Genomic DNA, 15,252 nt, shown 5'->3' with positions numbered 1-15,252 from the left:
TTATGATTCCGCATGTTTCACGTTTACTCGAACTTTGGCGCATCGCCGCGCACTATAGACTCGACACGTTGTTTCCTGCGGAAGAACTTCCTGAGAAAGCCCGACATATTTTATCTTTGATCCGTATGCATCCGGCAGCCTGGTCCAGCCGTGAGCGTAAAAACCCGCTCAAGCTGAAACTGGCACTGGAAGAGATGGGACCGCTGGCGATCAAGCTGGGACAATTGCTTTCGACCCGTCGTGACCTGATTCCGCCTGAAGTGCTACAACAACTGGTCCTGTTACAGGATCAGGTCAAGCCCTTTGATAATGATGTCGCCAAGATGCGTATTCAGGAATCCTTAAAAGCGGATGTAAATACTCTATTCGCCCGATTTGATGTTCAGCCATTGGCAGCAGCTTCGATTGCACAGGTGCATACTGCTGCCCTGCATGATGGCCGTGAAGTAGTGGTCAAAGTGACCCGCCCGAATATTCGTCAACAGATCTTGCAGGATTTTGAGATTCTAAGCTGGCTGGGTGATTTTCTGGAAAAGCGTCTGGAAGCAGCGCGTGCCCTACACTTGTCTGAAATTATTCAGGACTATCGCCAGATCATTCTGAATGAGCTAGACCTGACTCTGGAAGCGGATAATACCCGCCGTATGCGTCATTACTTCACTGGCTCCAGCATGATGTATGTGCCTGAAGTCTATATGGACAGTAAGGACGTGCTGGTAGCAGAACGGATTACCGGTGTTCCGATTTCGGATATTGCCACCTTTGATGAACTGGGTATGGACCGTGCGGATCTGGCACGTAAAGGTCTGACGATTTTCTTTACCCAGGTCTTCCGCGATAACTTCTTCCATGCTGACATGCATCCGGGCAATGTTTTTGTCGAAACTATCAATCCGGCCAATCCGCGCTTTATTGCGCTGGACTGTGCGATTATGGGCGAGCTGTCCAAACATGATCAGATGACCGTGGCACGTATGCTGCTGGCGGTCATGAACAGTGACTTCATGCAGCTGATTCAGATTGTGCATCAGGCGGGCTGGATTCCACCAGGTACTGATCAGGACGCACTAGCACGCGAAATGCGTCGTACCGTGGGTCCAATGGTCTCCAAGCCAATGCATGAACTGGACTTTGCCGGGATTCTGATTCAGGTCATGGACATCGCCCGTCGTTTCCATCTGGAAATCCCGCCACAGCTAATGTTGCTATTGAAAACACTCGTGCATGTGGAAGGTCTGGGAACAGACTTATATCCTGAGCTGGATATCTGGAGTCTGGCTAAACCGATCCTCACCGATTGGGTCAAAGCCCAGATGAATCCGCAAAAGAATATCAAGGAACTCGGACAAAAAATCCCGGATCTGCTTTTGGGCGCGCAGGATTTACCGACCCTGATGATCGACAGCCTGAACGGTCTGAAAAACCAGTCCGCCTGGCATGCCAAGCAGCTCAATGAATTGCAAAGCATGCGCCTGCAAATGGAACATCAGCAAAAACGTAGCTGGATTTTCGGCAGCATCATGGCTATCCTGCTTTCAATTGCGATTATTTCACCATGGTTTGTATCAGTGATTCTGATCGTACTGGCAAGCGTACTCGCGGTCTGGCGGATTGCAAAATAACTGAAATAACCTTCTTAAGACACCTGACATTGTTCAGGTTTTTTTATTTTTCTCCTCCCCTATGACTCCTAAGTCACTTTAGGGTACATCTTGCCATTGGGCTCTGTGACCAGATGCTTAAAATATGTCCTCATTGGTCAAATATGGGCTGAACCTTTATGCAGATTTTACAAAAACATGCGCCTGCTCTGAAAATCCGCGCTGGGCATCAGGCTCGTGAGCTGATTCTGAAAGAAGGTTTACAACCCGAACAGGTCGATATTGTGCCGGGTGCTGCAGGTGGACCCAAAGGTATTGGTATTCAGGGACTGGATCAGGCCATTTTTGGCGAGTTTTTCCCCCGTGCCCCTCAGCGTAGAACGCTAGTCGGTTCATCCATTGGCAGCTGGCGTTTTGCCAGTGTCGCGGCGTGGGGAGCCAAAGCAGGCACTGAACGTCTTGCCGACTTGTATACCCATCTATACTTTCACAAGAAAATGACCCGTAAGGAGGTCAGTGACGTTTGTCGTGGCATGCTGCTGGATCTGGTACAAGGCAAAGAAACCGATCTGGTGAATCATCCAGATTATCATCTGACGGTATTGTCGATTAAAGCCCAGCACATTTTCCAGAGTGACAAGGCGCTCCCCCTACTCGCCTCTGTAGCTGGCATTGTGGGAACTACCGCTGTAGCGCGCAAACATAGTCGCCATTTTATGCAACGTGTGATCAGCCAGCCGAATACCGGTGAACAGTTTAAAATTGCCGATGATGGATTTACTACACATTATCACGCCTTGACTGAGCAAAGTGTTTTGTCCTGGCTGATGGCTTCTGCCTCTATTCCGGGCGTGATGGCAGCAGTCAATAATATTCCGGATGCACCGCAAGGTTATTATCGCGATGGCGGTCTGATTGACTATCATATTGACCTGCCGTTTCAGAGCAAAGGCATCGTGCTATATCCGCATTTTACTGACAGCATTACTCCTGGCTGGTTCGATAAACTGTTTAAACGCACGGCAAGCCCGGAAAATCAGGCACGAACTTTGCTAATTTCACCTTCTCAGGAATATTTGCAAAGTTTGCCTTTGGGTCGTTTACCGGATCGTAAGGACTTTACTTTGAAAGGTTTGGATCAAGCTCAGCGGATTCAGCTCTGGAAGCAATGTATTGCTGAAAGTCAGCGCTTGGGAGATGAATTTCTGGAACTGGTCGAGAAGCAGAATTTTGCCGATGTGATGCAAAGCCTGTAATGGGCACAGCCTGTCCGAATTGTTTGTATAATTGCCTTAATTTTTTGAACTGTTGAGATTTATGCAGAAATTTTTAGTGATCCTGCAATATGCATGTATAGCCTTTGGACTTTATCTAATTTATAGCGTTAGCATGTCGCTGTATACCCAGCAATTTGAGCTGATGGAACTGGTGGCAGATATTGGCACCATTCTGATCTGTCTGGATTTGGGTGTGTTCTTATATACCAGTAAAGGCAAACAAGGCATCACCATGGAAGAGTATGCCAAACAGCTGGAACAACCACCGTCTAAACTGGTTTATGTGACACGTAAACTGGGACATCTGGGTATTTTATTGATTATTACCAGCTGGATTGTTCCAATCGTGAACTCATAAAGATTCAATAAAAAAACCTCCCAAAAGGGAGGTTTTTCGTTTAGAGCCTAAAGATTATTTCGAACCTTTAATCCCTGCTTGCAATAACAATGCCCCTAAACCACCAATTTTATTTTCTTGTGGTTTAGCCGCTTGAGGTTTCTTGCCATGCGGGCGGTCACCTTGTGGACGTGCATGCTGTGGACGTTTGCCTTGTGGCTTGCGCTCACCGCGTTGCTCATTGTCACGACGTGGTTGACGTGGTGCTTTCGCTGGCGCTTCCGAACCTTCAGGACGCATCGACAGATTGACACGGTTACGTTCCACATCAACGTTCAGTACACGAACTTGTACGATTTGACCTGGTTTTACCACTTTATGCGGATCAGCCACAAATTCATTGGCTAATTCAGAAATATGTACCAAACCATCCTGATGTACACCAACATCCACGAAAGCACCGAAGTTAGTCACATTGGTGACTACGCCTTCCAGCTGCATGCCTTCAGTCAATTGAGCCACTTCAGTAATATCATCACGGAATTTTGCGGTACGGAATTCTGGACGCGGGTCACGGCCAGGTTTTTCCAGTTCAGCCAAAACGTCCTGAACGGTTGGCAGCCCGAATTTATCATCGACAAACTCTTCTGCATTCACTTGACGAATGATTTCAGTATTACCAATAATATCTTTTACAGTGGTTGCTTTCGCTTCAACAATTTTAGATACCAGTGGATAAGACTCAGGGTGAACTGCAGACGCATCTAGTGGTTCTGAACCTTGCTGGATACGCAAGAAACCCGCTGCCTGTTCAAAAGTACGCTCGCCTAGACGTGGCACTTTTTTCAGATCCTGACGGTTGTCAAAACGGCCATTTTCTTTACGGAAGTCCACGATTTGCTGCGCGATTGATTTGTTCAGACCTGCGATGTAACCCAGGATCGCAGCAGATGCAGTATTCACATCCACACCGACCGAGTTCACACAGTCCTCAACTACTGCTTCAAGAGTTTTTGCCAGACCGGTCTGGTTCACATCATGCTGGTACTGACCTACACCAATGGACTTAGGATCGATTTTCACCAGTTCTGCTAATGGATCTTGCAGACGGCGTGCAATTGATACTGCACCACGGATCGATACATCCAGTTCAGGCAATTCCTGAGAAGCCAGTTCAGATGCTGAGTAAACAGAAGCACCCGCTTCTGAAACAGAAACACGAGTCAATTTCAGGTCGCTATTTGCAGCCATCATTTCAGCAACCAATGCTTCAGTTTCACGGCTTGCCGTACCATTACCGATTGCAATCAGGTCAACATTGAACTCGCGGCAAAGACGCGCCAATTCAGTCAGTGAACCTTCTTTATCATCTTTCGGTGCAAATGGGTAAATGGTGCTATGTGCCAGTACATCACCTGATTCATTTACCACTGCCAATTTCACGCCAGTACGGATGCCAGGGTCTACACCCAGAGTTGTACGGGCACCTGCAGGCGCAGAAAGCAATAAATGACGCAGGTTTTCAGCAAAGACCTGCATTGCTTCAGCTTCAGCAGCCAGACGTTTTTCAGTCAATAATGAATGTTCGATCGTTGGACGAACTTTACCAAGCCAGAACAATTTCGCAGTTTGCTTTAAGAAATCCTGACGAGATTGTGGCTGAATGGTATCCAAGTTGTATTCAGTTTCAATACGTGCCAATGATGCATCATCTTCACCATCTACTTTAAGGCCCAGTACATTTTCCTGACGACCACGTAGCATTGCTAATAAGCGGTGTGAAGGTACCTTGTTCAGATTTTCAGAAAAATCGAAGTAATCACGGAATTTTTTACCAACTTCTTTTTTCTCTTCGCTAGCGACCAGACTTTTCAGCATAGTAGTTTTAGCAAACATTGCTTTAAGTTCAGTGGTCAACGCAATATTCTGTGCCCAGTCATCAATCAGGATGTGCTGGATCGCATCGAGCTGGCTTTCCTGATCTGGATAATCTTCATGGCTAAAACCTGCTAAAGCTTCTGCTGGATCCACGACTTCAGTAAAGATTTTTTCTGCAATCGGACCTAAACCGGCTTCTTTGGCTTTAAACGATTTGCTAGTACGTTTTGGACGGTATGGTGCGTAAATTTCTTCTAGGGCATTTTTAGTTTCTGCCGCATTCACCCGTGCCAATAAATCATCAGATAATTTATTTTGTTCTTTTAGTGATTCGATCACCTTTTCACGGCGTTCATACAAATCACGCAAATACGATAAACGTGTATCGAGCTGGCGTAGTTGCGTATCGTCTAAGCCCTGCGTTACTTCTTTACGGTAACGTGCAATGAAAGGAACGCTGGCACCCTCATCAATCAGTTTGATGGCAGCTTCTACTTGATTTGGACGTACGGCAAGTTCTTTTGCCAACTGCTGAACTAAGTCAGTCATCGTGTTTGATCCCACAAGGATAAGTACTAAATGGCATGATTATAAAGACCAGGTCTATAAAATCCACCATTGTTTTTATTAATTTATATAAGCTTCAGATAACCGTATACGATCGTTTTCCAGTTTTTCCGCTAAAGTTTGCATGAACTTTGCATTTTATTCTTGTTCCGGAACGATTTTTTTCGCATATAGATGTATATATTTGGTATCTATGTCTTGATTTTAACTGCAATATTTGATGCTTTAGAGCATAGTCAATAATAGTAATGAATCGTATACTCAAAGCATATTTCATTTTTTGTTTATGACGACAATAAAGAATAAAGGAGCACCTCATGAGTTTAGTGGTACCTGCTGAAAAACCCGATGCTGTACATACCGAAACCGACCGGGTCGAGCGCATCCTGGTTGTCGATGATGATGTGCGTCTGCGTACCCTGTTACAACGTTTCCTTGAAGATAAAGGCTTCGTCGTTAAAACTGCGCACGATGCTACCCAGATGGATCGACTATTACAGCGGGAACTGTTTTCTCTAATTGTGCTCGATTTTATGCTGCCTGTAGAAGATGGCCTCAGTATCTGTCGTCGCCTACGCCAGTCGAATATTGATATTCCAATCATTATGCTCACCGCACGTGGTAGCGATTCAGATCGTATTGCAGGTCTGGAAGCGGGAGCCGATGATTACCTGCCTAAACCATTTAATCCAAATGAATTGCTGGCACGTATTCGTGCAGTTTTGCGTCGTCAAGTCCGTGAAGTTCCAGGTGCTCCTAGCCAGCAAATGGAAGTGGTATCCTTTGGCCCATGGTCACTGGATCTGTCGACACGTACCCTGACTCGTGAAGGACAGGTCGTCACCTTAACTACCGGTGAATTCGCCGTATTGAAAGCCTTAGTCCAACATCCACGTGAACCTTTAACTCGTGACAAGCTGATGAATCTGGCGCGTGGTCGTGAATGGGGTGCGATGGAACGTTCAATTGACGTTCAGGTATCACGCTTACGTCGTTTGATTGAAGAAAACCCTGCCCGTGCGCGTTATATTCAAACCGTTTGGGGTGTCGGTTATGTGTTTGTTCCAGATGGTGCTGAATAATTTTCTTATTAGAAGAAAGTAAAATATTCGTCCGTCTATCAATTTAGTTTTTAATTACGTGACAAATTCATTCGCAACTGTTTGAGGCAGGAGGTATTCATCTCTAATGTTTCTGCGATAAATTGATTACTTGCCGCAATTTGACGAGTTTTGCGAATGAAAATGGTTTTGCCTACTTTTGCCGAAACAAAAGTAGGTCGAACCGAAGGTTTCAACCTATATCTAAATTACAGATGGTTTGACTCCGGTGTGATAAGGCCTTTTAATCAACTCATAATAATTTGCTGAAGTCATAGCACAGGATTGCTCAGTGAAACTCGACCCCATCGACCCACAAAAATTTACCGATTTTGTCAGCTACTCAGAAAAAAAACGCACCCCTTGGGAACGCTTTCTGGACAAAATCAAGCCGCGCTCTGCAGCAATGCGAACCACTGTACTGGTGGTCTTTGTGGTCTGTTTCAGCCTGTTCATGTCAATCTGGTTTTTCTGGCGCACACTTTATCTACCTGAAATTCAGCAACACGCGCGTTATCTGGCCATGGAGCTGGAAATTCTCAACAATCCGGACCTGCGTCTTTATCATAAAGAACAGGAAGTTGATATTGATACTTGGCTCAAAAACCGGATCGGAATCGAATATGTCACCAATCCGGCTGAATACCCCAATGTAAAAGACAAGGTCATTGCCGAATTCTTTACTAACCAGATTGAAACCAAACTGGCCAAAGAATTAAGAATCGAACAGGCAACCGTTTATTTCCAGTTCAAGCCAAGTCCACGCATCTGGATCCAAACTCCTGAAATGAATGGCAATTGGGTACGTGAGCCTCTTAAAACCTATGCCAACTATAGCCCTGAACTGATTCTAGGCTGGCTGCTTGGTACACCACTCATTGCCGGCATTATTATTCTGACCCTAGTTCGTCAGCTGAACCGTCCTTTACGCCGCCTACAGAATGCAGCAAACAGCTATAGTAAAAATGGTTCCGCCCCTTATCTGGATACCAATCATGGTCCGCTGGAAATCCGTCAGGTGAATCATGCCTTTAACCAGATGATTTATACCTTGGATCAAACCGAGCGTGATCGTCGAATCATGCTCGCGGGGATTTCACATGACCTGCGTACACCGTTGACCCGTATCCGTCTTAGCGCAGAAATGATGCCGGATGAAGACTTTCTCAAGGAAGGCCTGATTTATGACGTCGAGGATATGGATGCCATTCTGAACCAGTTCATTTCCTATATGCGGGATGGTTCCGATGAAGAGCTGCAAGAAACCAATGTCAATGTGCTGTTGCAGGAACTGGTCAAGCAGTTTAAGCCACTTGATATTCGCTTTACACCTCAAGAAATACCGCTGGTTGAGGTACGCAGCATGTCGCTGAAACGCCTGATTGGTAACCTGATCAACAACTCAAAACGCTATGGTGCGGAACCGATCGAGCTGGCTGCCTATGTGCAGGACCATAAACTGATGATCAGTGTGACCGATCATGGTGAAGGGATTCCAGAAGACCAGATTGAAGCACTGATGCAACCCTTTGTTCGTGGAAATTCTGCGCGTACCGTACAAGGCAGTGGTCTGGGTCTGGCAATTGTCAAGCGTATTGTTGATATTCACTCAGGTGAGCTGCATATCCAGAATCGGCCTGAAGGCGGTCTGGAAGCCATTATCGCCTTACCCCTGAAAACAGCAGATTCCGAGGCACCCGCTGCCCCAACCACCTTAGATAAAATTCGTCAAACGCTCACTGATCACTTCTAGTAAGTGATCATAAAAGCAACAAAAGACTTTTTAGTATTTCTATATAATTCATTTTAATTTTTAATAATTCAATCATTTAAAAAACATCATTTTCCATTATACCTACATTTAGCTAAAAAATTAGACCTTAGCCTAACACCTATGCAAAATACATTTTTTGATCGGTACAATCCGTATCATTATTTAAGAATTTATGAGAGTTGAAATGTCTTTAGATCGTATCCGTTTAGCCTCCCTACACAACAAAGTCATCAGCCCTGAACAAGCGGCTGAATTCATCGAAGATGGTATGACTGTGGGTATGAGTGGCTTTACTCGCGCTGGTGAAGCGAAGGCGGTTCCTTTAGCTTTGGTTCAACAGGCAAAAGCAAATCCATTAAAGATCACGTTAATTACTGGTGCATCACTAGGGAACGATCTAGACAAACAACTGACTGAAGCTGGCGTATTGGCACGCCGTTTACCGTTCCAGGTAGACAATACTTTACGTAAAGCGATCAACAAGGGCGAAGTGATGTTCATTGACCAGCACTTGTCTGAAACTGTTGAGCAAATGCGTAACCTGCAGTTGAAAAAACCAGACGTTGCGATCATCGAAGCCGTAGCAATTACTGAAGATGGCGGCATCATTCCAACAACATCTGTTGGTAACTCTGCAAGCTTTGCGATTTTTGCTGAAAAAGTAATTGTAGAAATCAATACGAATTTAAGCCCGGCATTTGAAGGCTTGCACGATATCTACATCCCGACCTATCGTCCAACGCGTCAAGCGATTCCATTGACTCAAGTTGATGAGCGTATTGGTACGCATGCGATCAATATCGATCCATCTAAAATTGTTGGTATCGTATTTAACAGCGAATTGCACGACTCTCCATCTACTGTAACTGCACCAGATGATGAGACTCAATCAATTGCTAACCACTTGATCGCTTTCTTTGAAAAAGAAGTAGCTGAAGAGCGTTTACCGAAAAACCTTGGCCCTCTTCAAGCAGGGATCGGTTCCATTGCAAACGCCGTATTGACGGGTCTGAAAGATTCAAACTTCGAAGACTTGATCATGTACTCAGAAGTACTACAAGACTGTACCTTTGAATTGATCGATGCCGGTAAAATGAAGTTTGCTTCAGGTTCTTCTATTACGCTTTCTGCTAAGTACGGCGAGAAAGTATTTAACAACCTAGAACAATACAAGGACAAACTGGTATTACGTCCACAGGAAATTTCAAACCATCCTGAACTGGTACGCCGTTTAGGTATTATCGGCATCAACACTGCACTTGAGTTTGATATTTACGGTAACGTGAACTCAACTCACGTATGTGGTACCAAAATGATGAACGGTATTGGTGGTTCAGGTGACTTCGCGCGTAATGCCCACTTGGCGATCTTCGTAACCAAATCAATCGCGAAAGGTGGCGACATCTCTTCTGTAGTGCCGTTTGCTTCACATATCGACCATGCAGAACACGATGTTGATATCCTTGTGACTGAACAAGGTCTGGCAGATCTTCGTGGTCTGGCGCCACGTGAACGTGCACGTGCGATCATCGACAACTGTGCACACCCAATGTACCGAGATGCATTGAATGACTACTTCGACCGTGCATGTGCAAAAGGTGGCCATACACCTCACCTGCTTCGTGAAGCATTGTCTTGGCACTCTAACTTTGAAGAAAATGGTCATATGCTTGCAGTAGAAGCTGCAGTCAAAACTGCTTAATTGACCGCTTCAGAAAACGCCCCACGGGGCGTTTTTTTATGGGAAAAATAATAAATAAACAAAGACAAATCTATCCATAAGAATCTGATCAGCTTAACTTCTTAAATATTTTGAATGATTAAAAAACTGCACTTAGTCTGGATGCAGGGCTTTAAATTCCAGTTCTTCACCCTCATACTTCTAACAAGACAAAGATTAGAGACATGACATGCGCGTAGATATTTGGTCAGATGTGGTCTGCCCTTTTTGCTATATTGGTAAAAAACGGCTGGAAGCTGCTGCAAAGGAAAGCGGAATTGAACTTGAAGTCCATTGGCATAGTTTTCAGCTAGATCCTGAAGCGCCAGTCCGTCAGGAAGTTTCCAACTCTGAGCGTTTGGCACAAAAATATGGCCGTTCAGTGGCAGAAGTTGAAGACATGCAGCGCAATATCGCAGCCATGGCCAAACAGGAAGGCATTGAATTTAACTGGGAAGGTGCCAACTCTGGCAATACCTTGAATGCGCATCGCATCATTCACCTGGCACAAAGCAAAGGCTTGGGCAATGAAGCTCAGGAAGCTTTTTTCTACAGCTATATGACGCAAGGCCTGCCAATTGGTGAACGTGAAACGTTGGAAGATGTCGCGGCGCGTATTGGCCTGAACCCGGTCGAGGTGGATGATTTACTCGACTCGGATGAGTTTGCGGACTTTGTTAAATTTGACCAGGAAGTAGCACGTGACCAGCTCAAAGTTACCGGTGTTCCTTTCTTTGTATTTGATCAACGTATTGCTTTGGCAGGTGCTCAGCCGAAAGAAGTCTTTTTACAAGTTCTTGAAAAAGCTTTAGAGGAGCCACAGCAACAACCAGCAGCTGATCAGTGTTCTACAGATGCTTGTGATGTTCCTGAAAAGCCTCAATAAACACTAAATCAAATCAAAAAATCCCCATTCAAGATGGGGATTTTTTTATGAATGATGTGAATTATTCAACCAGAAAACTGATCTTTAGATTGACACGATATTCGGTAATTTTATTGTCATTAATCACGACTTTCTGTTCATTGATCCAGGCACCTTGAACATTTTTAATCGTCTCTGTGACTTTCGCGATGCCAGTCTGAATTGCATCCTCAAAGCTTTTACTACTGCTTGAATTAACTTCTACCACTTTTGCAATTGCCATGATTCAACACTCACTCTGTGAAGATAGAAGCATTCATCTTAGTTGATTTAAATTTCTCTACAGCTCTTAGCAAACAAGTGATAGCAAAAACTTACAGGGAATGAACAAATACTGATTTGCCCTTACTGCTTTAAAAAAATTTAAATCTGGACCTCTAGTTTTAAATAATCAACAAATAAATGTTTGTTTAAAAGCTTCTAAAACATCTAAAAAATGTATAAAAAACAATCCAAAACTATCTAGAGTAAATATTCTAATACATTGTTTTATAGAGTATTTTATCTAAATTTAGTTGCTTTTCTTGCCGATTTGATCATTTTTTATTAATTGCCATTTGATATTATTTTTCACGTGATTTAGGACTAACTTTTTTCTTGTTCAAGCTCTTGAACACCCAGATATCAAAAGGTCATGTTATGAAAACTGTTAAATTTTTATGCGCAGCAACTGTGATGGCTTTTTCTCTACAAGCTTCAGCACAAATGGCTCAAGTGGTTTATCTTCCAGATTTCCCTGTGAGCAAAGCACCAGTTGAAACTGTAGCAACAGATACTGCAAATGCAGAAACTGAAAAAGCGGCTTAAGTCTTTAAGCGAAATCTCCCAGCAGGCTGAATTATTCAGCCTGTTTTTATTTCAGGACTTCAAAAGTCTAACTCGTTCTTCTATTTAGAGAGCATTAAAAACCTCATTATTTTTTATTTTATTTTGATTTCGTTCACTTTTTATTCAAAAACAACTACCAAATTCGCTTAAAAAATACTCAAAACAATCAAGTATTTTGTCAATCAAATGCTTATAATCAAAACCTGATCTTTTATGGATTTCAGACTTTCTTGTTATGAACCAGCTTCAAGCATTAATACAGGGAAAAATTTCTCCGCAGGCAATTTCTGTGGATTTTTTGATTGAAATGGCTGAGCGTTATCCAGATCCCAACTCTACCGAATATAAACTGGTAGAACTTGCCGTCAATATGATCATGGCCAAGTCACTGGATAAAGCACTCAAATATATCTAGAGAGCTAAAATGAATGCTTTAGAAAAAGCAAAATTAATTAAAGAATTAAATGAATTGGGGCAGCAACTAGAACATAAATCCCTCAGTTTATATGAAGTCGCCCGAACCAAAAAAAGACTCCAGGATATTTTTCATCTCTGTGATGAACCTGTTTTTAAAAATCAGATTTTAAGTTTTAAATCCCGTGTCCAGCCTGAGCTGGCAGCACATCAGTTTGCGGCGAGCACCGATTTTCATCACTGTTATCGCGGTTATTTTAAGGATACTGTCCAGCTGCAACAGGTACTGACTGCGCATAGAGAAACAGGCTGGGCCTTTTTGCATCAGCCACAACAAGGCTGGCAAATCTGGCTGGGTCCTGTAAAGCAATCTGATTTTTTACATAGTGAATGGGTTGAATTAGCAAATTGCCATCACTGGCTTTTGCAGCAACAGCAACAAGACGCATATTTTCCTCTCGATCCCCAACTGGATATTCCGGCTTTATTTGTTCAGGATGCCGAATTCGATACGCTTACCCTAGAAATCGCGCGTTATCATCAGGGCAGTTTGCAGATCCAGACCAAGATCACTGCACCTCAATTGTCTAAAACAATTAAACCTGATTTAGACAGAGCAACTAGCGAAACAGAAGAAGCTAAAACAGCTGAGCTGTCTATAGAAATAGACAACACGGATAGTTCATCCTCTATTTTGATAATAGATGAAAATATTAATTTTCCTGAATCTTTACAGCTAGGTGAATTCTCTGCCCTGCTACATCCATTAGAACATGCTGGAGCGACTATACGGCGTCTCTGTGCCCTAGAATTACAGCCGACTGCCTCTCAACCAGCTGAACTTGAAATGGCGCTATATTATGCTGAGGAAGACCACTGGCAGGCACGTCCTGTTTATCTCTCCATGCAGACCGATCAGCAAGGGCAAGGTCTGAAATATCTGATGCTCTTAGGCGCACCGAGCCTCTTGCAGGCCAATTCCTGTATCCAGCACTGGGGCACGCAACGTGGACGGCGTTGTATAGAGATAAAATCCATATCATGGGCAGCTTTAGGTGCCTGTCTTGATCAGATAGATCTTTTCAGTGAAATATATCTGCAACAAGCCGAAACGGTCTGGATGCCTGAGGAAAGCTATGCCTATATTCCGGCTCGGTGTATTCATCAAAAGAAATTTATCAATTTTGAGGAAGCGCCCGCTGATTTTTCTACTCCAATTTTATTGCTACAGGAACATCAGAAAATTCGGGTGATTCATGGAGAACGTCGCCTGGCATTGTCCAATCAGGAAATCGCTTATCCTTATTTAATGCTCAAACGTGATAAGGATTTGAATTGGCAAAAAATTCATCAAATTGTTTTAGGATTGTCACAGCCGGTACGGGTTTTAGATCTTTATATGGCAATTCAGGCACAAATCATTAAATAATTGATGTAGTTATGTAGTTTATCCTTGCTTTTTTTCCTTATTTTCTAGAAAACTAGCGCAGTAAATAAAATACGATAAGAGCAAGAATCAACTCATGCGAATAAACCAAATTACTCGAATCTTATTGCTATCACTTGGCGTGGGATTAAGTAGTAGCCCAGTTTGGGCAGAAGCATCTCCTACAGAACCTGCAGAAACAGAACAGCCTACAGGTACAGGTACAGGTACAGGTACAGGTACAGGTACAGGTATTTTAGATCAGATTCCACGCTTGATCGATGCCACGCCTACGATTTTACCTGAACAGTCAGACGAAGCGATGGTGCCCACCACCGAAGAAACAGAAGATAAATCTTGGGCTGACAAAAAGCAGAAAAGAATCCGTGAATGGGCAGACCGCACCGCACATAAGATTGATAACTGGTTTGGCCAGACCAACCCGGATGAGCCAGCAACTGCGACTTTGCGAATCATCCTGGATAATAGCTGGGACAAATATGAAAACTATGAAATCAAGCCGAGGATTCGAGGAAAAATCAAGCTTCCAACCTTGGAACAAAAGTTAAGTCTGGTCTTTGGTGATGACAGCCTGGATAACGAACTGGATAGCAATGTCGCAATTACCAATGAAAATCCTGGCAATGCCCGGGATAAAAATCTGGATATTCGCCGTACCCGTGAAAACAACAGCTCGTTTGCACTACGCTGGTCAGAATTTTCAAATGGCCTACCTTTCGATAGCGATCTGGATCTGGGGGTACGTTCTGGGGATGATATCTATGTACGGGCCAAAATCAGTAAAGACTGGGCGATGCAGAATGACTTCTCTTTTCATGCCGAACAGATTTATCGCTATGGATTGCAGAGTGAAAATTATTTGCGGACCAACCTGGAACTGATCCATGCTCGTCCCAATGAGGCCTTTTTTTCCAATCAGTTAAGTTTAACCTATGCAGATGAGCAGGAAGACGATTTGACCTGGGACAACTATACCTTCAGACAGCATCAATTTTTCCAGGGCAACCGCTTTAACTATGGCATCTATACGGGCGGCTATCTGGATGATAAAGATTTACGCTTAAATCGCTGGGGACCTTATGTATCCTGGAGACAGCCTTTCTTACGTGAATGGTTCTTTGTGCAAGGCGACCTGAACTATCTGAATGATGACCGACTGGACCGAAGCCATTATCTGGGTGCGATGGTACGTCTTGAGGCCATTTTCTAAATTTGAAAAAATCCGAAACTATAAAAGCCCATAAAATATGGGCTTTTTAATAGACCTCTTGCGAAAGTAAAAACTGCCTCAATATAGATTTCATGAAATATCAGAAATTAAATCGTTTTTCAGATTCTGAATTCCAGCGCTTGGTTGGTGTACCTCGAGCAGTTTTTAGTGAAA

Annotated in this window: 13 protein-coding genes; 11 read left to right on the top strand and 2 right to left on the bottom strand. The window is 43.7% G+C overall.

Features of this window, described 5'->3' with window-relative positions; all coding sequences use genetic code 11:
* The first annotated feature begins 2 nt into the window (after positions 1–2).
* The 3 genes from ACEWB7_RS09840 to ACEWB7_RS09830 all read left to right on the top strand — a co-directional run bounded on the left by ACEWB7_RS09840 (position 3) and on the right by ACEWB7_RS09830 (position 3,236).
* The gene (locus ACEWB7_RS09840) at positions 3–1,622 is read left to right on the top strand and encodes an ABC1 kinase family protein (RefSeq protein WP_159123429.1); all 1,620 of its coding nucleotides are present in this window, start codon (positions 3–5) and stop codon (positions 1,620–1,622) included.
* A 158-nt stretch (positions 1,623–1,780) separates the two neighbouring features.
* Positions 1,781–2,857, top strand: coding sequence for a patatin-like phospholipase family protein (locus ACEWB7_RS09835; protein ID WP_180002535.1), 1,077 nt, complete (start codon positions 1,781–1,783; stop codon positions 2,855–2,857).
* 61 nt (positions 2,858–2,918) lie between these two features.
* The gene (locus ACEWB7_RS09830; protein ID WP_159123431.1) at positions 2,919–3,236 is read left to right on the top strand and encodes a hypothetical protein; all 318 of its coding nucleotides are present in this window, start codon (positions 2,919–2,921) and stop codon (positions 3,234–3,236) included.
* 54 nt (positions 3,237–3,290) lie between these two features.
* On the opposite strand, the gene ACEWB7_RS09825 is transcribed toward ACEWB7_RS09830, so the two are convergent.
* Complete coding sequence (locus ACEWB7_RS09825) at positions 3,291–5,642, bottom strand: Tex family protein (RefSeq protein ID WP_312308644.1); 2,352 nt, start codon at positions 5,640–5,642, stop codon at positions 3,291–3,293.
* A 335-nt stretch (positions 5,643–5,977) separates the two neighbouring features.
* Between ACEWB7_RS09825 and ompR the strand changes: the two genes are divergently transcribed.
* The 4 genes from ompR to ACEWB7_RS09805 all read left to right on the top strand — a co-directional run bounded on the left by ompR (position 5,978) and on the right by ACEWB7_RS09805 (position 11,140).
* Positions 5,978–6,742: a two-component system response regulator OmpR gene (ompR, locus tag ACEWB7_RS09820; RefSeq protein ID WP_004781707.1), complete on the top strand. Its 765-nt coding sequence runs from the start codon at positions 5,978–5,980 to the stop codon at positions 6,740–6,742.
* Between the two features lie 310 nt (positions 6,743–7,052).
* Complete coding sequence (locus ACEWB7_RS09815) at positions 7,053–8,513, top strand: ATP-binding protein (protein WP_411580678.1); 1,461 nt, start codon at positions 7,053–7,055, stop codon at positions 8,511–8,513.
* Positions 8,514–8,718: 205 nt separating this feature from the next.
* Entirely contained in the window at positions 8,719–10,236 is a 1,518-nt protein-coding gene (locus ACEWB7_RS09810; RefSeq protein WP_411580677.1) for an acetyl-CoA hydrolase/transferase family protein, read from the top strand.
* A gap of 208 nt (positions 10,237–10,444) precedes the next feature.
* Positions 10,445–11,140, top strand: coding sequence for a DsbA family oxidoreductase (locus tag ACEWB7_RS09805; protein ID WP_411580676.1), 696 nt, complete (start codon positions 10,445–10,447; stop codon positions 11,138–11,140).
* 61 nt (positions 11,141–11,201) lie between these two features.
* Here ACEWB7_RS09805 and ACEWB7_RS09800 read toward each other — a convergent pair whose 3' ends face one another.
* The gene (locus tag ACEWB7_RS09800) at positions 11,202–11,402 is read right to left on the bottom strand and encodes a dodecin family protein (RefSeq protein WP_005232506.1); all 201 of its coding nucleotides are present in this window, start codon (positions 11,400–11,402) and stop codon (positions 11,202–11,204) included.
* Between the two features lie 416 nt (positions 11,403–11,818).
* Between ACEWB7_RS09800 and ACEWB7_RS09795 the strand changes: the two genes are divergently transcribed.
* From ACEWB7_RS09795 to ACEWB7_RS09780, 4 genes are all read left to right on the top strand, one after another.
* A complete protein-coding gene (locus ACEWB7_RS09795) occupies positions 11,819–11,986 on the top strand; it encodes a hypothetical protein (RefSeq protein WP_171069961.1) in 168 nt (55 codons plus the stop codon).
* A gap of 256 nt (positions 11,987–12,242) precedes the next feature.
* Positions 12,243–12,422: a hypothetical protein gene (locus tag ACEWB7_RS09790; RefSeq protein ID WP_004781696.1), complete on the top strand. Its 180-nt coding sequence runs from the start codon at positions 12,243–12,245 to the stop codon at positions 12,420–12,422.
* Between the two features lie 9 nt (positions 12,423–12,431).
* On the top strand, positions 12,432–13,850 hold the full coding sequence (locus ACEWB7_RS09785; protein ID WP_411580675.1) for a hypothetical protein: 1,419 nt from the start codon (positions 12,432–12,434) through the stop codon (positions 13,848–13,850).
* Between the two features lie 94 nt (positions 13,851–13,944).
* Positions 13,945–15,078 (top strand): hypothetical protein, encoded by a 1,134-nt coding sequence (locus ACEWB7_RS09780; protein ID WP_180025231.1) that lies wholly within the window; start codon positions 13,945–13,947, stop codon positions 15,076–15,078.
* The last annotated feature ends 174 nt before the right edge of the window (positions 15,079–15,252 follow it).

Origin of the sequence: Acinetobacter sp. NIOH-H-8, from assembly GCF_046635365.1 — a bacterium.
Lineage (GTDB): Bacteria > Pseudomonadota > Gammaproteobacteria > Pseudomonadales > Moraxellaceae > Acinetobacter.
The sequence above is the reverse complement of the archived record's forward strand: the minus strand, read 5'-3'. Positions and strand labels throughout refer to the sequence as shown.